The organism is Citrobacter sp. Res13-Sevr-PEB04-36, assembly GCF_015672735.1.
Taxonomy (GTDB): domain Bacteria; phylum Pseudomonadota; class Gammaproteobacteria; order Enterobacterales; family Enterobacteriaceae; genus Citrobacter.
The window spans coordinates 13,703-33,671 of sequence record NZ_JADABY010000018.1 but is presented as its reverse complement, the minus strand read 5'-3'; the positions used below and the strand labels follow the sequence as shown (position 1 = coordinate 33,671).

Here is a 19,969-nt window from a genome sequence, read left to right as displayed (position 1 = left end):
ATAAGCTCACACCATTAGCATAAAGAGTTCTCGCCATTTTAAGTTTTGACTGCAAAGCAATGTCTTTCAAATTTAACCTCATGGATAACGCTCGACGAAATAAATTTATAAGACTTCTTCTCTATAGCCAAGAAGTGACACTTAAAGCCGGAATTAGACTATCTAAACACCTTTCCCCTACCGAAAAGTCATTTGCCCGTATCCCCCTTCAGGACGACCTACTTCTGTTCATCAGATATAGATGTCGCGCGGTGGCATCTGTATAATCCACCGATTACGAGCAATGTACAGTATAAGAAAATGGCAAAAATTGGTTTTATTTCACTAGGTTGTCCGAAAAACCTCGTTGATTCTGAGCGCATCCTGACTGAACTTCGTACTGAAGGTTATGATGTTGTGCCGAATTACGACGATGCAGATATGGTTATCGTTAACACCTGCGGCTTTATCGACAGCGCGGTACAAGAATCACTGGAAGTGATTGGCGAAGCGCTGAACGAGAACGGTAAGGTGATTGTCACCGGCTGCCTGGGCGCGAAAGTCGATCAGATCCGTGAAGTTCACCCGAAGGTGCTGGAAATCACCGGACCGCACAGTTACGAGCAGGTTCTGGAACACGTTCACCATTACGTGCCAAAGCCAAAGCATAACCCGTTCCAGAGCCTGGTTCCTGAGCAGGGAGTCAAGCTGACGCCACGTCATTACGCCTATCTGAAGATCTCTGAAGGTTGCAACCATCGCTGCACGTTCTGCATCATTCCGTCGATGCGCGGCGATCTGGTCAGCCGTCCAATCGGCGAGGTACTCAGCGAAGCCAAGCGCCTGGTTGATGCGGGCGTCAAAGAGATTCTGGTTATCTCCCAGGATACCTCCGCTTACGGTGTGGATGTGAAGCACCGCACCGGCTTCCATAACGGTGAGCCGGTGAAAACCAGCATGGTTGATCTGTGCGAGCAGCTGTCGAAACTGGGTATCTGGACTCGTCTGCACTACGTCTATCCGTACCCGCACGTCGATGATGTCATCCCGCTGATGGCGGAAGGCAAAATTCTGCCGTATCTGGACATCCCACTGCAGCATGCCAGCCCGCGTATTCTCAAGCTGATGAAGCGCCCAGGTTCGGTAGACCGCCAGTTAGCGCGTATTAAGCAGTGGCGTGAAATCTGCCCTGAACTGACCCTGCGTTCAACGTTCATCGTCGGCTTCCCGGGTGAAACCGAAGAAGACTTCCAGATGCTGCTCGACTTCCTGAAAGAAGCACGCCTGGATCGCGTTGGCTGCTTTAAATACAGTCCGGTAGACGGTGCGGGAGCCAATGAGTTGCCGGATCAAATCCCGGAAGAGGTAAAAGAAGAACGCTGGAACCGCTTTATGCAATTGCAGCAGCAGATCTCTGCTGAACGCTTGCAGGAGAAGGTCGGCCGCGAAATTCTGGTCATCGTCGATGAAGTTGACGAAGAAGGCGCGATTGGTCGCAGCATGGCAGACGCTCCGGAAATCGACGGTGCGGTGTACATGAATGGCGAAACCAACGTGAAGCCTGGCGATATTATCCGCGTCAAAGTTGAAAACGCAGACGAATACGATCTGTGGGGCAGCCGCGTTTAACTCATCGTCACCCAACTGTAGGCCGGACAAGGCATTTACGCCGTCATCCGGCCTACAGTTTATCCTTTAATCTTCGGATCCAGCGCGTCGCGCAGGCCATCACCCAATAAGTTAAATGCCAGCACCGTCAGGAATATTGCCACCGCCGGGAATATCGCCACGTGTGGGGCAATCACCATATCCGCCCGCGCTTCGTTGAGCATCGCGCCCCACTCCGGCGTCGGTGGCTGAGCACCCAATCCCAGGAACGACAAACTCGCGGCGGAGATGATCGACGTCCCGATGCGCATGGTAAAAAAGACCACAATCGACGAGACCGTTCCCGGCAAAATATGGTTGAAGATAATAGTCGTATCGCTGGCGCCAATACTGCGCGCCGACTCAATAAACGTCTGCTGTTTGAGCACCAACGTATTTCCACGCACCAGTCGCGCAAAGGCCGGAATGGAGAAAATGGCGACGGCAATAATTACGTTAGCAATGCCGCTGCCGAGTACCGCCACCACCGCTATCGCCAGCAGAATACCCGGAAAAGCGAATAGCACATCGCAGATACGCATAATCAGCCGATCCCACCAGCCTTCGTAATAGCCTGCCAGCAGGCCCAGCACCGTACCTATAGCTGCGCCAATAAATACGGCAAAAACCCCCGCCGCCAGCGAAATTTGCGCGCCAACCAGCACGCGGCTAAAAATATCCCGTCCCAGCGAATCGACGCCAAACCAGTGCAACATCGACGGCCCGTCATTGAGGCGGTCATAATCGAAGTAATTCTCGGCATCAAACGGCGTCAGCCAGCGAGCAAATATCGCCACCAGAATCAAGGCCAGCACGAATAATCCTGCGATCATCGCCACACGCTGGCGACGAAAACGTCGCCAAAATTCGTGCCACGGCGTGCGGATCTGTTCAGGTTTAACGAGCGGCATTGCATTTAAAATCGCCTGTCGGCGCCAGTTAAAAAATCGCATCCTTACTTGTACCTGATAGCCGGATTAATGGCGGCATAGAGTACATCCACCACTAAGTTAATAAGAATAAACTCCAGAGAAAATAACAGCACCTCGGCCTGAATCACCGGGTAGTCTCGCATTTCAACCGAGTCCACCAACAATCGTCCGAGCCCTGGCCAGTTAAAGACTTTCTCAACCACAATGGAGCCACCAAGCAAAAAGCCAAACTGCAGCCCCATCATCGTGACGACCGGGATCATCGCGTTACGCAAACCGTGTTTTAACACCACCCAGGTTTCACTCACCCCTTTTGCCCGCGCGGTGCGCATGTAATCTTCGCTGAGCACATCGACAAACGAGGCACGGGTAAAACGCGCCAATACCGCTGCCACCGCCGCGCCCAGCGTGATAGAGGGCAGGATATAATGCTGCCAGGAATCCGCGCCCACGGTGGGTAACCAGCCGAGCTCCACGGAAAAAATCTGCATTAACAGCATGCCGAGGGCAAACGCCGGGAATGAGATCCCGGTGACCGCCAGGGTCATACTCAACCTGTCCGGCCAGCGATTACGCCATACGGCGGCGATGATCCCCGCCGTCATGCCAAACAAGACCGCCCACGTCATGCTGGCAATCGTCAACCACAATGAGGGCATAAAGCGGCTGGCAATCTCTTCAGCAACCGGACGACGCGACACCATCGAGGTGCCAAAATCACCTTGCAACACGTTCGTCATGTAATGCCAGAACTGAATATGCAGCGGCTGGTCCAGACCCAACTGCTGACGCACCAGTTCAATAACCTCGGCATCGGCTTCCGGTCCGGCGATCAACCGGGCCGGATCGCCGGGCAAAAAATGAACAAATAAAAACACCAGCACCGCGACGATCAGTAGCGTTGGAATCAATCCCAGCAGGCGCTTGAAAACATAATTAAGCATCAGACTCCCTTCGGCGGCCCCCGGTGTTCAGGGGCCGAATGAATAGCTTATTGCAAATCCGCATCATCAAAACTAAATCCGGTGTCCGGCATAATCCAGAATCCGGTCAAGCTGGTACTGTGCGCAGAGATCAGTTTCTCCACCACCAGCGGGATCCACGGCGACTCTTTCCAGATGATATCCTGCGCATCTTTGTACAATCGCGCTTTTTCGCTCGGATCGTTCGTTTGCAGGGCCGCGGCTAAATCGCTGTCCACCTGCTTGTTACTGTAAAACGCCGTATTAAACAACGTTGGCGGCCAGTTTTGTGAAGCAAACAGCGGCGACAGCGCCCAGTCAGCTTCGCCCGTCGACGCAGACCATCCGGTGTAGAACATCCGTACCCCGCTCTCTTTCTGCGCTTTACCTTCAACTTCCGCCGCCCGCTGTCCGGCATCCATCGCCGTCACCTGCGCCTTCACGCCGACCTGAGCTAACTGCTGCTGGGTAAATTGCAGCACTTTCTGCGCGGTGCTGTGATTATGCGATGACCACAGCGTGGTGGTAAAGCCATTGGGATAACCCGCCTCTTTCAGCAACTCACGGGCTTTCGCTGGATCATAAGGCCACGGCGTATAGCTTTGCGCATAGGCTATCGCGGGCGGCAGCACGCCGGTCGCCGGTGTGGCATAACCGGCAAACGCTACTTTAACCAACGCCTGGCGGTTAATGGCATAGTTCAGCGCCTCACGCACCTTCGGATTATCAAACGGTTTTTGCGTCACGTTCATGCTGATATAACGCTGCATGATCGACGGACTGGCAACCAGTTCCAGTTTTTTGTTCTTCGCCAGTAATGCGGCCTGCTCGTAAGGGATCGGGAAGGCAAATTGTGCCTCGCCGGTCTGCAACATCGCCGCACGGGTGTTATTGTCGGTCACCGGACGCCAGGTAATCGTATCCAGCTTCGGCAGGCCCTGCTGCCAGTAGCCGGCGAACTTTTTCACCTTCACAAAATCGGTCTGATTCCAGGTTTCAAGCTGATAAGGCCCGGTACCCACAGGATGGAAGCCGATATCTTTACCGTATTTCTTCAGCACCGCCGGCGATATCATTGCCGTCGCCGGGTGTGCCAGAATATTAATAAACGCCGAGAACGGCTGTTTCAGCGTGATCTTCACCGTCGTCGCATCAACGGCCTCGGTGTTAGCGATATTTTTGTACAGGTTATAGCGTTTAAGATGATTTTCCGGATTGCTGGCTCGCTCAAGGTTAGCTTTCACCGCCTCTGCATTGAAATCGGTGCCATCCTGAAACTTGACCCCCTGCCGAAGTTTGACGGTATAGGTTAAGCCGTCATCGGAAACGGTATAGCTTTCTGCCAGCACATTTTTCAGCTTCATCTCTTTATCAAGGCCGAACAGACCCTGATAAAACGACTTCGCCACCGCCTGCGACAGCGTGTCATTCGCGTCATACGGATCGAGCGTAGTAAAATTAGACCCGACCGCCACCACCACGTCTTTAGCCGACCAGGCAGGGGACGCAGCCAGTGCAGAGGCAACCCCCAGCGCAACCAGCCATTTACGAGCAACAATTTGTCTCATGTTATTCTCCTGAACCCTGCCTGTTATAGACGCGAAAGCGCATTTTCCAGCTGCGGACGCGCAACATAATGCCCAGGCCCCACTAACTGGAGTGACACCGGGGAAATCTCTTCTCCGCGCTTGCGGATATTGCTGGGGATATCATCCGACAGCAGCACCCGCTGCGGCCGCTGATGAGAGGGATCGGCAACCGGAACCGCCGCCATTAATTTGCGGGTATACGGATGCTGCGGATTTTCAAACACCGCCCGACGGGGACCAATCTCGACAATCTGCCCCAGGTACATCACCGCCACACGGTGGCTGATACGTTCGACCACCGCCATATCGTGAGAAATAAACAGGTAGGCGATACCCATTTCCCGCTGGAGATCGAGCAATAAATTAATAATCTGCCCACGAATCGAGACATCCAGTGCCGAAACCGATTCATCGGCGATGATCACTTTTGGATTGAGCGCCAGCGCCCGGGCAATACAGATACGCTGCCGCTGGCCACCGGAAAACTCGTGCGGATAGCGCCAGGCGTGTTCAGGAAGTAGCCCCACCCGCTCCAACAGCCAGGCGACCCGTTTTGCCGCGGCGTCCCCTTGCAGTAGACCGTGCACACGCAGCGGCTCGAGAATGGAATAACCTACCGTCTGACGCGGGTCGAGCGACGCATAGGGATCCTGGAAAATAAACTGAATATCCCGACGGAGCGGCTGAAGCTTGCTGCTGGCCAGCGTGTCAATACGCTGACCGTTAAAGGTGATCTCTCCGTGCTGAGACTCCACGAGTCGCAACAACGCCCGTCCGGTAGTGGATTTACCACAACCGGATTCCCCCACCAGCGAGAGCGTTTCACCCGGCCACAGATCAAAGCTGACGTTTTCCACCGCATGTACCTCACGGGTCACGCGGTTGAGAATGCCGCTGCGCAGCGGGAAACGCGTCACCAGATTACGCACCTGCAGGATCGGCTCGCCCGCCACCACCGTGTCCTGTTCAGTCTGCGGCTCTCGGTGGTCGGGGTCCTGCAGCGAAATCAACGGGAAACGGCGCGGCAGTTCATGTCCACTCATTGCCCCGAGCTGCGGCACGGCGGCCAGCAGCGCTTTGGTATAGGGGTGTTGCGGGGCGTGAAAAATCTGTTCCACGCTGCCCGTTTCTACGGCTTCACCCTGATACATCACCAGTACGCGGTCGGCAATATCGGCAACCGCGCCCATATCGTGAGTGATAAAAATCACCCCCATGGCCATATCCTGCTGTAACACTTTAATCAGTTGCAGGATCTGCGCCTGAATGGTGACATCCAGCGCGGTGGTCGGCTCATCGGCAATCAATACCGCGGGACGGCACGACAGCGCCATCGCAATCATGACCCGCTGGCGCATACCGCCAGAAAGCTGATGCGGAAAGCGCGATAAAATAGCCCTGGACTCCGGTATCCGCACCTGATCGAGCATCCGTTTGGCCTCTTCCATCGCCGCTTCACGGCTAGCCCCCTGATGCAAACGAATCGACTCGGCTATTTGTTCACCTACGGTGAACACCGGATTGAGCGACGTCATCGGCTCCTGGAAGATCATCGCGATATCCGCCCCGCGCACATGACGCATCTGCGACGCGCTCTGTTCGCCCAGTTCAATCACCTGCCGGTTGCGTCGCCGAAGCAACATCTCATCGCAGTTCACCTCACCACCCGCCTGTTCAATCAGGCGCATCAGTGACAGCGCGGTGACCGATTTTCCTGAACCGGACTCGCCAACAATCGCCAGCGTTTCCCCACGCTTGAGACGAAATGACAAATTGCGTACCGCACTGATCCGCTTCTGCTCCTGCGCAAAAGCAATGTTCAGATTGCTAACCGCCAGTACATCGTTGGCGTCAAGCTCATCACTGTGTGGCAACGGTATCTCCTTTCTCCCGGTAAATACCGGTGGTTGGCGTATCGCCAGCATATCCCCAGGCACGGTACATGCCTTCACTGTTAAACGGTAAGGCCACATTGCCTTCATGATCGACGGCAATAAGCCCGCCGCTACCGCCGAGCGCCGGTAATTTTTCCATCACCACGCGTTCGCAGGCCTCTGACAAGCTCAGGCCGCCGTAATCCATCAGCGCGGCAATGTCATATGCCGCCAGCGCGCGTATAAACACTTCCCCGGTTCCGGTACACGAGACCGCCACACTGGCGTTATTGGCATAACAACCGGCACCCACTAACGGGCTATCCCCGACACGCCCCGGCAGTTTGTTGGTCATGCCGCCGGTCGAGGTCGCCGCCGCCAGATTACCGTATTTATCCAGCGCCACCGCACCGACGGTGCCCATTTTGCTGCCCTCATCCAGCGGCGTGCCGCCGTGATCAAGCACAGTTTCTCCCGCAGCTTGCGCTGACAGCAGCTGAGCATACCGTTCTGGCGTCGAGAAAATCTCCGCACTCACGCGATCCATACCCTGCGCATGGGCAAAATTCTCCGCCCCTTCACCAATCATCATGACGTGCGGACTTTTTTCCAGCACCAGACGGGCCGCGAGGATCGGGTTGCGCAGATGGCTGACGCCAGCAACGGCGCCCGCCTGCAGCGTATTTCCGTCCATCACGCAGGCATCCAGCTCATGGGTTGCATCTCGGGTATATACCGCGCCGATTCCGGCATTAAACAGGGGGCACTCTTCCAGTAAACGCACGGCTTCAGTCACCACATCCAACGCACTTTGGCCCGCCTCCAGCATCCGTTGACCCACTTCAACGATGTCTGACAACGCCTGTATATAACGCAATTCCTGCTCCTGACTCAGCTGCGCGCGGGTTATTGCGCCAGCGCCGCCGTGAATTGCAATGACTGCTTTGCCCATTTTTATCGTCCATTTAGGTGGCAGGAAACGTGGTTATAAATAGCAGAATTTCGGTGAGTTATTGATTCGATTTTCGAATATAGAAAGATGCAGACGTCATGTAAAGATAAAGGCCTGCACCTAAGACTGAGGTGGCATACTGTCTGCGTCTGTTTTCTGACATAATGACCGGATTCGATTTTGCCTCGCAGGAGTCTTCTCATGGAATTTACCGCCGGACTGATGCCGCTCGAAACGGCACTCTCACAAATGCTGTCGTCTGTTACCCCACTCGCCGCTGTTGAAACGCTGCCACTGGTCGAATGCTTTGGCCGTGTGCTGGCAACCAACGTCGTCTCACCGATTGATGTACCGGGATTCGATAACTCGGCAATGGACGGCTACGCTGTGCGTTTAGCGGATTTGCAATCCGGTCTGCCGCTTGCTGTTGCGGGTAAAGCCTTTGCCGGTCAGCCTTTTCATGGGGAATGGCCTGCGGGGACCTGCATCCGTATTATGACCGGTGCGCCGGTGCCCGTCGGCTGTGAAGCCGTGGTGATGCAGGAACAAACGGAACAGACTGACGATGGCATTCGTTTTACCGCGGATGTCCGCGCCGGGCAAAATATTCGTCTGCGCGGTGAAGATATAGCCAACGGCGCGGTGGTGTTTGCCGCAGGAACGCGTCTGACAACCGCTGAGCTCCCGGTGCTGGCCTCGCTCGGCGTTGCCGATGTGCAGGTTGTGCGTAAAGTGCGCGTGGCGCTGTTTTCCACCGGTGATGAACTACAACTGCCAGGCCAACCGCTGAGTGACGGTCAGATTTATGACACTAACCGACTGGCTGTTCACCTGATGTTGCAACAACTGGGCTGTGAGGTCATCAACTTAGGTATTATCCGCGACGATCCTCACGCCCTGCGCGCGGCGTTTATCGAAGCCGACAGTCAGGCCGATGTGGTGATAAGCTCCGGCGGCGTGTCGGTTGGGGAAGCGGACTACACCAAAACCATTCTCGAAGAACTCGGCGAAATTGCCTTCTGGAAACTGGCGATTAAACCAGGTAAACCGTTCGCTTTCGGTAAACTGAACAACAGCTGGTTTTGTGGCCTGCCGGGTAACCCGGTCTCTGCGGCCCTCACCTTCTATCAACTGGTGCAACCGTTGCTGGCAAAACTAAGCGGCAACACCGCCAGCGGATTACCCCCACGCCAGCGCGTACGGACCGCATCACGGCTGAAGAAAACGCCAGGCCGTCTGGATTTCCAGCGAGGCATATTACAGCGTACAGCAAACGGCGAACTGGAGGTCACCACCACCGGTCATCAGGGCTCGCATATTTTTAGCTCCTTTAGCCTTGGCAACTGCTTTATCGTTCTTGAACGCGATCGCGGCAACGTTGAAGCCGGGGAATGGGTAGACGTCGAGCCCTTTAACGCGCTGTTTGGAGGCCTGTAATGGCAGAACTCAGCGACCAGGAGATGCTGCGTTATAACCGGCAAATTATCCTGCGCGGCTTCGACTTTGACGGTCAGGAAGCGCTAAAAGAAGCGCGGGTGCTGGTCGTTGGACTGGGAGGTCTGGGCTGCGCTGCGACCCAGTATCTGGCGGGTGCAGGCATTGGGCATTTAACCCTGCTCGACTTTGACACCGTGTCGGTTTCCAATCTCCAGCGCCAGACGCTGCATAGCGATGCGACCGTCGGGCAGCCGAAAGTGGATTCAGCGCGCGATGCGCTGGCGCGGATTAATCCACATATCACCCTCACACCGGTGAATGCGCTACTCGATGATGCTGCAATGCATGCGTTGGTTGTAGAGCATGACCTGGTGCTGGATTGCACCGATAACGTCGCCGTGCGCAATCAGCTGAACGCCGCCTGCTTTACGGCAAAGGTTCCACTGGTGTCCGGCGCGGCCATTCGTATGGAAGGACAAATCACCGTCTTTACGTATCAGGAGGGTGAAGCCTGCTACCGCTGTTTGAGCCGCCTGTTCGGTGAAAACGCCTTAACCTGCGTGGAGGCCGGCGTGATGTCACCGCTGATTGGCGTGATCGGATCGCTGCAGGCGATGGAAGCCATCAAGTTACTGGCAAACTTCGGTAAACCGGCAAGCGGTAAAATCGTGATGTACGATGCAATGACCTGCCAGTTCCGGGAAATGAAGCTGATGCGCAACCCGGGGTGTGAGGTTTGTAGTCGGTAAAAAAGTCGGGTGGCGGCTTCGCCTTACCCGACCTACAACGGCTCGAACGTAGGCCGGGTAAGCGTTAGCGCCACCCGGCAACAGCATCAGATCGACGTACGTCCAAATGCGCTCTGCCAATCGTGCTCGAACTTCGCCACGGCAGCATCCACGGCCGGGGAGCTAATCAGTTGCAAAGCCACATCCAGCGGCAGCGTAATGGCTTCACAGCCTGCCAGCAGGCAATCCAGCGCCTGTCGTGGGGTTTTAAAACTGGCAGCCAGTACTTTGGCGTGCGGCGCGTGCATTTTCAGTAAATTCTGTAAATCGACCACCGTCTGAATGCCATCCCCGCCCTGCGCATCCACACGGTTAACATACGGCGCAATATATTCAGCTCCCGCCAGCGCGGCTAACAAACCTTGTGCCGCACTGTAAACTGCGGTACCCAACGTTGGGATCCCCTCTTCCTTCAATAATTTAATCGCCGCCAGCCCTTCTGCGGTCACCGGTACCTTCACCACGATATCGGGAATCATTGCCCGCAGTTTATGCGCGTCGCTGACCATGCCCTCAGCGGTCGTTGCCATCACTTGAGCAAACAAACGTCCCTGCCCGCCAGTTGCATCGTGCAGTTCCGGGAGTAATACCTCCAGCGCCTTTTTACCTGCCGCCACAATACTCGGGTTAGTGGTAACGCCTGCCAGCGGAAAAACACGCGCCAGGGTTTTCACCGCATTCACATCAGACGTATCTAAATAGAGTTCCATGACCTTTCCTCAAACTGATAATTAGCATGAATCAAAGGTAGCACGACGAAACCGCACGGTTAGTTGACGCACGTCAATATAACTTTCATTCGAAAGTAATTTAATCTCTATACGAAAGATGAGAGGCCGTTTATGATTTTCAATATCCAGCGCTATTCCACCCACGATGGTCCCGGTATCCGCACCGTAGTCTTCCTTAAAGGATGCTCTCTGGGTTGTCGTTGGTGCCAGAATCCGGAGAGCCGTGCCCGTACGCAGGATCTGCTGTATGACGCACGTCTGTGTCTGGAGGGCTGTGACCTGTGTGTCCAGGCTGCGCCTGACGTCATTCAGCGCGCGCTAAACGGCCTGCTTATTCATCGTGAAAAATTGACCGATAAGACCCTCACCGCACTGACCCACTGCTGCCCAACCCAGGCGCTTACCGTCTGCGGTGAAGTAAAAAGCGTAGAGGAGATAATGTCCACCGTGCTGCGCGATAAACCCTTCTACGACCGCAGCGGTGGTGGGGTAACGCTCTCCGGCGGTGAGCCATTTATGCAGCCAGAACTTGCCGCGGCGTTGCTCAAAGCCAGCCATGAGGCGGGTATTCACACTGCGGTCGAAACCTGCCTGCACGTACCGTGGAAATACATTGAACCTTCATTAGCGCACATCGATCTGTTTCTTGCCGATTTAAAACACGTCGCCGATGCGCCGTTTAAGCAGTGGACTGATGGCAACGCCGCTCGCGTGCTGGATAATCTGAAAAAACTGGCCGCTGCCGGAAAAAAAATGATTATTCGCGTGCCGCTGATTCAGGGCTTCAACGCCAACGAAGAAGCCATTAAAGCTATTACCGATTTTGCCGCCGATGAACTTCACGTCGGTGAGATTCATTTTTTGCCCTACCACACTCTGGGCATCAACAAATACCACTTACTCAGCCAACCCTACAACGCCCCGGACAAACCGCTGGATGCGCCTGCACTGCTCGAATTTGCCCAGCAGTATGCCAGCCATAAAGGTTTAACCGCGACCCTACGAGGATAACCGCCATGACCACACTGAAACTGGATACACTCAGCGACCGCATCAACGCACACAAAACAGCCCTGATCCACATTGTGAAGCCGCCGGTGTGTACCGAGCGCGCCCAGCACTATACCGAGATGTATCAGCAGCATCTGGACAAGCCGATCCCGGTACGCCGCGCGCTGGCGCTGGCGCATCATCTGGCGGAACGGACTATCTGGATCAAACATGACGAGTTGATTATCGGTAATCAGGCAAGCGAAGTCCGCGCCGCGCCAATCTTCCCGGAATACACCGTATCGTGGATTGAAAAAGAGATCGACGATTTGGCCGACCGGCCAGGAGCAGGCTTTGCGGTCAGCGAAGAGAACAAGCGGGTACTGCATGAAATCTGCCCGTGGTGGCGCGGTCAGACCGTGCAGGATCGCTGCTACGGCATGTTTACCGACGAGCAGAAAGGCCTGCTGGAAACCGGCATCATCAAAGCCGAAGGCAACATGACTTCCGGCGATGCGCACCTGGCGGTGAACTTCCCGCTACTGCTGGAAAAAGGCCTTGATGGTCTGCGTCATAAAGTCGACGAGCGTCGTTCGCGCATTAACCTGACCTGCCTGGACGATCTCCATGGCGATCAGTTCCTGAAAGCCATTGATATCGTACTGGATGCCGTCAGCCTGCATATCGAACGTTTCGCCAGCCTGGCGCGCAAAATGGCAGCAACTGAAACCCGTGAAAGCCGTCGCGATGAGCTGCTGGCAATGGCAGAAAACTGCGATGTCATCGCCCACGAACCGCCAAAAACCTTCTGGCAGGCACTGCAACTATGCTATTTCATCCAGCTTATCCTGCAAATCGAATCGAACGGTCACTCGGTGTCGTTTGGCCGCATGGACCAGTATCTCTACCCGTTCTATCGTCGTGACGTGGAGCTGAACCAGACGCTGGACCGCGAGCACGCCATTGAGCTGCTGCACAGCTGCTGGCTGAAGCTGCTGGAAGTGAACAAAATCCGCTCCGGCTCCCACTCGAAAGCATCCGCGGGCAGCCCACTGTATCAAAACGTCACTATCGGTGGTCAAAATCTGGTCAACGATCAACCGATGGACGCGGTTAATCCGCTCTCCTATGCCATTCTGGAGTCCTGCGGTCGCCTGCGTTCCACCCAGCCGAACCTCAGCGTGCGTTATCACGCCGGGATGAGTAACGATTTCCTTGATGCCTGCGTACAGGTCATCCGCTGCGGCTTCGGCATGCCGGCATTTAACAACGACGAAATTGTTATCCCTGAATTTATTAAGTTAGGAATCGAGCCGCAGGATGCCTACGACTACGCGGCCATTGGCTGCATCGAAACCGCCGTGGGCGGGAAGTGGGGCTACCGCTGCACCGGCATGAGCTTTATTAACTTTGCCCGTGTGATGCTGGCCGCGCTGGAAGGTGGTCGCGATGCCACCAGCGGTAAGGTGTTCCTGCCGCAGGAAAAGGCGCTCTCTGCGGGTAACTTCCAAAACTTCGACGAGGTGATGACCGCCTGGGATACGCAGATCCGCTACTACACGCGTAAATCCATCGAGATTGAGTATGTGGTTGATACCATGCTGGAAGAAAACGTCCACGACATCCTGTGCTCTGCGCTGGTGGATGATTGCATTGAGCGGGCGAAGAGCATTAAACAGGGCGGCGCAAAATATGACTGGGTATCCGGTTTGCAGGTCGGGATTGCTAACCTTGGCAACAGTCTGGCTGCCGTGAAAAAGTTGGTCTTCGATCAGGGGGTTATCGGTCAGCAGCAGCTGGCGGCAGCCCTGGCAGATGACTTTGCAGGCCTCACGCATGAACAATTACGCCAGCGTCTGATCAACGGCGCACCGAAGTACGGTAACGATGATGACAGCGTCGACACCCTGCTGGCCCGCGCCTACCAGACCTATATCGACGAACTGAAGCAGTATCATAACCCGCGTTACGGTCGCGGTCCGATCGGTGGTAACTATTACGCCGGAACCTCCTCCATCTCGGCAAACGTACCGTTTGGCGCGGCAACAATGGCAACGCCGGATGGCCGTAAAGCGCATACCCCGCTGGCAGAAGGCGCCAGCCCGGCCTCCGGTACCGACCACCTTGGCCCAACGGCGGTGATTGGCTCAGTGGGCAAGTTGCCGACCGGCGCGATCCTCGGTGGGGTGCTGTTAAACCAGAAGCTTAATCCGTCTACACTGGAAAATGAGTCCGATAAGCAGAAGTTAATGATCCTGCTACGTACCTTCTTTGAAGAGCACAAAGGCTGGCATATTCAGTACAACATTGTCTCCCGCGAAACGCTGCTGGAAGCGAAAAAACACCCGGATCAGTACCGTGACCTGGTGGTGCGTGTGGCAGGCTACTCCGCTTTCTTCACAGCCCTGTCTCCGGATGCGCAGGACGATATCATCGCCCGTACAGAGCATATGCTGTAATTTCCCGTAGGCCGGATAAGACGTTTTCGCGTCGCTATCCGGCAGCGATACCGCCTCAATGCCGGATGGCGCTGACGCTTATCCGGCCTACAACTGTGCTGTAATAGACGACGGGGAAACTTTCATTCGAAATTAAATTTGTGCTACAGGTCACATTGTTATTAGAATGTTTCTGGTTGCAGTGAAAGCCAGGAGCATATATGACCATCAACGTTATCGTCACCGACATGGACGGCACTTTTCTCGACGATGCCAAGCAGTACGATCGCCAGCGATTTATGGCGCAATACCATGAACTGAAAAAACGAGATATTGAATTTGTCGTGGCCAGCGGCAACCAGTATTACCAGCTGATCTCTTTTTTTCCGGAACTCAAAGACGAAATCTCTTTTGTCGCGGAGAACGGCGCGCTGGTGTATGAGCACGGTAAACAACTTTTTCACGGCGAACTTACCCGCCACGAATCCCGTATTGTCATCGGCGAGTTGCTGAAAGATAAACAACTAAACTTTGTTGCCTGTGGACTGCAAAGCGCCTACGTTAGCGAAAATGCACCGGACGCGTTTGTAGCACTGATGTCAAAACACTACCATCGCCTGAAACCGGTTAAGGATTATCAGGATATCGATGATGTGCTGTTCAAGTTCTCGCTGAATTTACCTGATGGACAAATTCCGTTGGTTATTGACCATTTGCATACTACCCTCGACGGTATCATGAAGCCGGTGACTAGCGGATTTGGCTTTATCGATCTGATAATCCCGGGTTTACACAAAGCCAACGGCATCAGCCGCCTGCTTAAACGCTGGAACCTGTCGCCGCAGAATGTAGTTGCCATTGGTGATAGCGGCAACGATGCGGAAATGCTGAAAATGGCACACTATTCTTTTGCCATGGCAAATGCGGCAGACAGCATTAAAGCAATTGCCCGTTACCAGACCGATGACAACAATCATCAGGGCGCACTGAACGTGATTCAGGCCGTACTCGACAACACCTCACCGTTTAACGTCTGATATAAACCCGGAGTCCGTTCACGTTACTCCGGGTTTTATCCCTCCCTCACCCTGTCAGAATGACTCTAATTCCGCGCGAGCGTAGGCAGAGACAATGTATTGCCCGATAAGCGCCAGCAATGCCATATACGTTAATAGCAAGTAGAGCGTATTACCCGTTAGTCGTTTGCCATCTTCAGTTTGTACGGTATTGCCGGTGACAAAGAGGCCGTCAAAAAATCCGACTACGATATTATCGGGCACGGTCAACTCTGCGCGCCGGGTGACGTGGTTTATCCATTTTTACCCGTATCCCCCTGCTCTCGGCAGGTCAGACACACCACGTGTCCCCATCAGCAATTAACGCCGCTCATTAAACTTGCATTAACTTATTTTTAACTTATATTATCATTTGCAATCAAAATTAGTTTCGAATGAAAGTTCATGCGAGGTAGTTATGGCTCTTACTTTTACCAGCGACACATTGCCTGCCGATCACAAAGCGGCAATCCGTCAGATGAAGCGGGAACTGCGGGCGCAGCTTGGCGAGGTCCAGCAGATCTTCAGCCAGCTTAGCGAGACCATCGCCACCCGTGTGGCGGAGATCAACGCGCTTAAAGCACAGGGTAATGCCGTCTGGCCGGTCCTCTCTTATGACGATATCCAGGCGGGGACCGTCTCCGAAGAACAGCGTGAACAGATTAAACGTCGCGGATGTGCTGTCATTAAGGGTCATTTCCCCCGTGAGCAGGCGCTGGGCTGGGATCGGTCGATGCTCGATTATCTGGACCGCAACCGCTTTGACGAGGTCTACAAAGGACCGGGGGACAATTTCTTCGGCACCCTGAGCGCATCGCGTCCTGAAATCTTTCCGATCTACTGGTCACAGGCACAAATGCAGGCCCGCCAGAGTGAAGAGATGGCTAACACACAGTCGTTTCTCAATCGCCTGTGGACTTTTGAAAGCGAAGGTAAACAGTGGTTTAACCCGGATGTCAGCGTAATATATCCTGACCGCATTCGCCGCCGCCCGCCGGGAACCACCTCCAAAGGGCTCGGCGCACATACGGACTCCGGCGCACTGGAGCGCTGGCTGCTTCCGGCGTATCAGCGTGTTTTTGCTTCTGTTTTTAACGGCAATCTGGCCGATTACGATCCGTGGCAGGCGGCGCATCGCACTGACGTCGAAGAGTATACGGTCGATAACACCACCAAATGTTCGGTATTCCGCACCTTCCAGGGCTGGACGGCGCTTTCCGATATGTTACCGGGCCAGGGGTTACTCCATGTGGTACCCATTCCTGAAGCGATGGCTTATGTGCTGTTACGCCCACTGTTGGATGATGTTCCGGAAGATGAACTGTGCGGCGTCGCGCCAGGAAGAGTGCTGCCGGTTTCAGCGCAATGGCATCCCTTACTCATCGAGGCGTTAACCAGCATTCCGCAACTGGAAGCCGGCGATTCCGTGTGGTGGCATTGTGATGTGATCCACGCCGTTGCGCCGGTGGAGAATCAACAGGGCTGGGGCAATGTGATGTATATTCCCGCCGCACCAATGTGCGAAAAAAATCTCGCCTATGCCCACAAGGTGAAGGCCGCGCTGGAGAAAGGTGCCTCGCCGGGGGATTTCCCGCGTGAAGACTATGAAACAAACTGGGAAGGACGCTTTACGCTGGAGGATTTGAATATCCACGGTAAGCGCGCATTGGGAATTATTTAATGTGTAACTTACACCCTTTTTCCTAAGTATTTCGCGTTACAGGAAGGCGGCCAGCCTGTAAATCCCCGGGAGCTTACATAAGTAAGTGACCGGGGTGAACAGGTGCAGCCAACACACCTGTAACACGAAAGACGACGGAAAAATTATTCGACGCCTTTACTACGCAGGTAATCTTCGTAGTTACCGGTGAAGTCGATCACGCGTTCCGGCGTAATCTCAATCACGCGGGTGGCCAGCGAGCTGACGAATTCGCGGTCGTGAGAAACGAAGATCAGCGTGCCCTGGTACATTTCCAGCGCCATGTTCAGCGATTCGATCGATTCCATATCCAGGTGGTTGGTAGGTTCATCCATTACCAGAATATTCGGTTTCTGCATCATCAGCTTACCAAACAGCATGCGCCCTTTTTCACCACCGGACAGCACTTTAGCAGGCTTTTTGATATCGTCCTGGCTGAACAGCAGACGACCAAGGAAGCTGCGAACAACCTGCTCGTCATCGCCTTCTTGTTTCCACTGACTCATCCATTCGAAAACGGTTAAATCGTTTTCGAACTCATATTCATGATCCTGTGCGTAGTAGCCAATTTGCGCATTCTCAGACCATTTCACGGTACCGTTATCCGGCGCCATGTCGCCGACCAGCACTTTCAGCATGGTGGATTTACCCACGCCGTTAGCCCCCAGAATGGCAACTTTCTCGCCCACTTCCAGCAGCAGATTGAAGTTTTTAAACAGCGGGCCGTTATCAAAACCTTTGGTCAGCGCTTCGACTTCCAGCGCGTTACGGAACAGTTTCTTGTCCTGTTCGAAACGGATGAACGGGTTCTGACGGCTGGATGCTTTCACTTCGTCGAGCTTGATTTTATCAATCTGACGCGCACGAGAAGTCGCCTGACGAGATTTCGAGGCGTTGGCGCTAAAGCGGCTGACGAAGGATTGCAGATCGGCAATTTGCGCTTTTTTCTTGGCGTTATCGGCCAACAGACGCTCACGTGCCTGGGTTGCTGCCGTCATGTATTCATCATAGTTACCCGGATAAACACGCAGCTCGCCGTAGTCCAGATCCGCCATGTGCGTACAGACCATGTTCAGGAAGTGACGGTCGTGCGAGATGATGATCATGGTGCTGTCACGCTCGTTCAGCGTTTGCTCCAGCCAACGAATAGTATCGATGTCCAGGTTGTTGGTTGGTTCATCGAGCAGCAGGATGTCCGGGTTAGAAAACAGCGCCTGCGCCAGCAGCACACGCAGCTTCCAGCCGGGTGCCACTTCGCTCATCGGGCCGTAATGTTGTTCTACCGGAATACCGACGCCCAGCAGCAGTTCACCGGCACGAGATTCAGCCGAATAACCGTCCATCTCACCGTATTTAACTTCGAGATCGGCAACTTTATAGCCGTCTTCTTCGCTCATTTCCGGCAGCGCATAGATACGGTCACGTTCCTGCTTCACTTCCCACAGTTCAGCGTGCCCCATAATAACGGTGTCCAGAACGGTGAACTCTTCAAAAGCGAACTGATCCTGACGCAGCTTACCGATGCGTTCGTTCGGATCGAGGGAAACGTTACCCAGCGTCGGTTCGAGGTCGCCGCCGAGAATTTTCATAAAAGTGGATTTACCGCTACCGTTGGCGCCAATCAGGCCGTAACGGTTGCCGCCGCCAAATTTGACGGAAATATTTTCAAACAGCGGCTTACTGCCGAACTGCATGGTGACGTTGCTGGAAACTAACACTGGCGTATCCTGAAAGAAGAAATATGTGACGAACCGCTTATTATGCCATAAGTCTGGAATAAGATCGCGCCTCTCGTGTATGAGGGCTAAAGTGAAACCAAAAGGAAAAAAATGTGATTTAGTACACATCTGAATTCCTTGTTGCTTAGAATGCACATATAATGCGTGCCCAACACTACATAAATCTCAACCCACTAGCCTGCCAGGCTTCAGAATCTCGCAAAAATGAATATGAAATTGACAACGCTTTTCGCGGCGGCGCTCGCAGTAGTTGGTTTTTGTAACACTGCCTCAGCCGTCACGTACCCGCTGCCTACCGATGGTAGCCGTTTGATTGGCCAGAACCAGGTCATCACGATTCCTGAAGGCAACACCCAACCGCTGGAGTACTATGCGGCTGAATACCAGATGGGTCTGTCCAACATGCTGGAAGCTAACCCGGGCGTGGATACCTTCCTGCCGAAGGGTGGCACCGTGCTGAACATTCCTCAGCAGCTGATCCTGCCGGATACCGTGCATGAAGGTATTGTGATTAACAGCGCTGAAATGCGTCTGTACTACTACCCGAAAGGCACCAACACGGTTATCGTTTTACCGATTGGTATCGGCCAGTTAGGCAAAGATACGCCGATCAACTGGACCACCAAAGTTGAGCGTAAGAAAGCAGGCCCAACCTGGACACCAACGGCCAAAATGCACGCCGAATACCGCGCTGCAGGCGAACCACTGCCAGCCGTTGTTCCGGCAGGTCCGGATAACCCGATGGGTCTGTACGCACTGTATATCGGTCGCCTGTATGCCATCCACGGGACCAACGCAAACTTCGGCGTCGGCTTACGCGTTAGCCACGGCTGCGTACGTCTGCGTAATGAAGACATCAAATTCCTGTTCGAAAATGTTCCAGTCGGTACGCGTGTCCAGTTTATTGATGAACCGGTAAAAGCGACGACCGAGCCAGACGGCAGTCGTTACATTGAGGTGCATAACCCACTGTCTACTACCGAAGAACAGTTCGAAGGCGGGGAAATCGTACCGATTACGCTGACCAAGAGCATTAAGAGTATCACCGCTCAGCCGGATGTCGACCAGGCCGTCGTTGAGCAGGCTGTCCAGAACCGTTCTGGTATGCCGGTGCGTCTGAACTAAGCATCAAAAAATGCCGGATGGCGGCTTTTGCC

Annotated in this window: 16 protein-coding genes; 8 read left to right on the top strand and 8 right to left on the bottom strand. The window is 54.3% G+C overall.

Going from position 1 to position 19,969, the window contains the following annotated elements; translation table 11 throughout:
* Positions 1–300 precede the first annotated feature (300 nt).
* Positions 301–1,608, top strand: coding sequence for a 30S ribosomal protein S12 methylthiotransferase RimO (gene rimO, locus IMQ48_RS05685; protein WP_196208246.1), 1,308 nt, complete (start codon positions 301–303; stop codon positions 1,606–1,608).
* Between the two features lie 59 nt (positions 1,609–1,667).
* Here the strand turns inward: rimO and gsiD are convergent, their stop codons facing one another.
* From gsiD to iaaA, 5 genes are read right to left on the bottom strand one after another with little or no spacing between them, the layout of a single operon-like run.
* A complete protein-coding gene (gene gsiD, locus IMQ48_RS05680; RefSeq protein ID WP_096757731.1) occupies positions 1,668–2,579 on the bottom strand; it encodes a glutathione ABC transporter permease GsiD in 912 nt (303 codons plus the stop codon).
* Positions 2,580–2,581: 2 nt separating this feature from the next.
* The gene (gsiC, locus tag IMQ48_RS05675) at positions 2,582–3,502 is read right to left on the bottom strand and encodes a glutathione ABC transporter permease GsiC (RefSeq protein WP_196208245.1); all 921 of its coding nucleotides are present in this window, start codon (positions 3,500–3,502) and stop codon (positions 2,582–2,584) included.
* A 47-nt stretch (positions 3,503–3,549) separates the two neighbouring features.
* The gene (gsiB, locus tag IMQ48_RS05670; RefSeq protein ID WP_196208244.1) at positions 3,550–5,088 is read right to left on the bottom strand and encodes a glutathione ABC transporter substrate-binding protein GsiB; all 1,539 of its coding nucleotides are present in this window, start codon (positions 5,086–5,088) and stop codon (positions 3,550–3,552) included.
* 23 nt (positions 5,089–5,111) lie between these two features.
* Positions 5,112–6,983, bottom strand: a complete 1,872-nt coding sequence (gene gsiA / locus IMQ48_RS05665) for a glutathione ABC transporter ATP-binding protein GsiA (RefSeq protein WP_196208243.1) — start codon at positions 6,981–6,983, stop codon at positions 5,112–5,114.
* Positions 6,970–7,935, bottom strand: coding sequence for a beta-aspartyl-peptidase (gene iaaA / locus IMQ48_RS05660; protein ID WP_196208242.1), 966 nt, complete (start codon positions 7,933–7,935; stop codon positions 6,970–6,972). Before iaaA ends, gsiA begins: the two co-directional genes overlap by 14 nt.
* Positions 7,936–8,136: 201 nt before the next feature.
* On the opposite strand from iaaA, the gene moeA reads away from it, so the two are divergent.
* The gene (moeA, locus tag IMQ48_RS05655; RefSeq protein ID WP_196208241.1) at positions 8,137–9,372 is read left to right on the top strand and encodes a molybdopterin molybdotransferase MoeA; all 1,236 of its coding nucleotides are present in this window, start codon (positions 8,137–8,139) and stop codon (positions 9,370–9,372) included.
* The gene (gene moeB / locus IMQ48_RS05650; RefSeq protein WP_196208240.1) at positions 9,372–10,121 is read left to right on the top strand and encodes a molybdopterin-synthase adenylyltransferase MoeB; all 750 of its coding nucleotides are present in this window, start codon (positions 9,372–9,374) and stop codon (positions 10,119–10,121) included. Before moeA ends, moeB begins: the two co-directional genes overlap by 1 nt.
* An 86-nt stretch (positions 10,122–10,207) precedes the next feature.
* Here moeB and fsa read toward each other — a convergent pair whose 3' ends face one another.
* Positions 10,208–10,870 carry a fructose-6-phosphate aldolase gene (gene fsa / locus IMQ48_RS05645; protein WP_196208239.1) on the bottom strand — a complete coding sequence of 221 codons (663 nt, stop codon included), beginning with the start codon at positions 10,868–10,870 and terminating at the stop codon, positions 10,208–10,210.
* A 132-nt stretch (positions 10,871–11,002) separates the two neighbouring features.
* On the opposite strand from fsa, the gene IMQ48_RS05640 reads away from it, so the two are divergent.
* The 3 genes from IMQ48_RS05640 to IMQ48_RS05630 all read left to right on the top strand — a co-directional run bounded on the left by IMQ48_RS05640 (position 11,003) and on the right by IMQ48_RS05630 (position 15,356).
* Positions 11,003–11,902 (top strand): glycyl-radical enzyme activating protein, encoded by a 900-nt coding sequence (locus IMQ48_RS05640; protein WP_196208238.1) that lies wholly within the window; start codon positions 11,003–11,005, stop codon positions 11,900–11,902.
* Positions 11,903–11,907: 5 nt separating this feature from the next.
* Entirely contained in the window at positions 11,908–14,340 is a 2,433-nt protein-coding gene (locus IMQ48_RS05635; RefSeq protein WP_196208237.1) for a formate C-acetyltransferase/glycerol dehydratase family glycyl radical enzyme, read from the top strand.
* A gap of 200 nt (positions 14,341–14,540) precedes the next feature.
* Positions 14,541–15,356 carry a Cof-type HAD-IIB family hydrolase gene (locus IMQ48_RS05630; protein WP_196208236.1) on the top strand — a complete coding sequence of 272 codons (816 nt, stop codon included), beginning with the start codon at positions 14,541–14,543 and terminating at the stop codon, positions 15,354–15,356.
* A gap of 54 nt (positions 15,357–15,410) precedes the next feature.
* Here IMQ48_RS05630 and IMQ48_RS05625 read toward each other — a convergent pair whose 3' ends face one another.
* Positions 15,411–15,599 (bottom strand): hypothetical protein, encoded by a 189-nt coding sequence (locus IMQ48_RS05625; RefSeq protein ID WP_196208235.1) that lies wholly within the window; start codon positions 15,597–15,599, stop codon positions 15,411–15,413.
* A gap of 193 nt (positions 15,600–15,792) precedes the next feature.
* On the opposite strand from IMQ48_RS05625, the gene IMQ48_RS05620 reads away from it, so the two are divergent.
* The gene (locus tag IMQ48_RS05620; protein ID WP_196208234.1) at positions 15,793–17,055 is read left to right on the top strand and encodes a DUF1479 domain-containing protein; all 1,263 of its coding nucleotides are present in this window, start codon (positions 15,793–15,795) and stop codon (positions 17,053–17,055) included.
* A gap of 143 nt (positions 17,056–17,198) precedes the next feature.
* On the opposite strand, the gene IMQ48_RS05615 is transcribed toward IMQ48_RS05620, so the two are convergent.
* Positions 17,199–18,791: an ABC-F family ATPase gene (locus IMQ48_RS05615; RefSeq protein WP_135321144.1), complete on the bottom strand. Its 1,593-nt coding sequence runs from the start codon at positions 18,789–18,791 to the stop codon at positions 17,199–17,201.
* A gap of 225 nt (positions 18,792–19,016) precedes the next feature.
* Between IMQ48_RS05615 and ldtB the strand changes: the two genes are divergently transcribed.
* Positions 19,017–19,937: a L,D-transpeptidase gene (gene ldtB / locus IMQ48_RS05610; protein WP_181618980.1), complete on the top strand. Its 921-nt coding sequence runs from the start codon at positions 19,017–19,019 to the stop codon at positions 19,935–19,937.
* The last annotated feature ends 32 nt before the right edge of the window (positions 19,938–19,969 follow it).

What these genes read in the sequence shown, in the direction of transcription:
- rimO (WP_196208246.1), top strand. Translation starts at nt 301, where the DNA reads ATGGCAAAAATTGGTTTTATTTCACTAGGTTGTCCGAAAAACCTCGTT.
- gsiD (WP_096757731.1), bottom strand. Translation starts at nt 2,579, where the DNA reads ATGCGATTTTTTAACTGGCGCCGACAGGCGATTTTAAATGCAATGCCG.
- gsiC (WP_196208245.1), bottom strand. Translation starts at nt 3,502, where the DNA reads ATGCTTAATTATGTTTTCAAGCGCCTGCTGGGATTGATTCCAACGCTA.
- gsiB (WP_196208244.1), bottom strand. Translation starts at nt 5,088, where the DNA reads ATGAGACAAATTGTTGCTCGTAAATGGCTGGTTGCGCTGGGGGTTGCC.
- iaaA (WP_196208242.1), bottom strand. Translation starts at nt 7,935, where the DNA reads ATGGGCAAAGCAGTCATTGCAATTCACGGCGGCGCTGGCGCAATAACC.
- moeA (WP_196208241.1), top strand. Translation starts at nt 8,137, where the DNA reads ATGGAATTTACCGCCGGACTGATGCCGCTCGAAACGGCACTCTCACAA.
- moeB (WP_196208240.1), top strand. Translation starts at nt 9,372, where the DNA reads ATGGCAGAACTCAGCGACCAGGAGATGCTGCGTTATAACCGGCAAATT.
- fsa (WP_196208239.1), bottom strand. Translation starts at nt 10,870, where the DNA reads ATGGAACTCTATTTAGATACGTCTGATGTGAATGCGGTGAAAACCCTG.
- IMQ48_RS05640 (WP_196208238.1), top strand. Translation starts at nt 11,003, where the DNA reads ATGATTTTCAATATCCAGCGCTATTCCACCCACGATGGTCCCGGTATC.
- IMQ48_RS05635 (WP_196208237.1), top strand. Translation starts at nt 11,908, where the DNA reads ATGACCACACTGAAACTGGATACACTCAGCGACCGCATCAACGCACAC.
- IMQ48_RS05630 (WP_196208236.1), top strand. Translation starts at nt 14,541, where the DNA reads ATGACCATCAACGTTATCGTCACCGACATGGACGGCACTTTTCTCGAC.
- IMQ48_RS05620 (WP_196208234.1), top strand. Translation starts at nt 15,793, where the DNA reads ATGGCTCTTACTTTTACCAGCGACACATTGCCTGCCGATCACAAAGCG.
- ldtB (WP_181618980.1), top strand. Translation starts at nt 19,017, where the DNA reads ATGAATATGAAATTGACAACGCTTTTCGCGGCGGCGCTCGCAGTAGTT.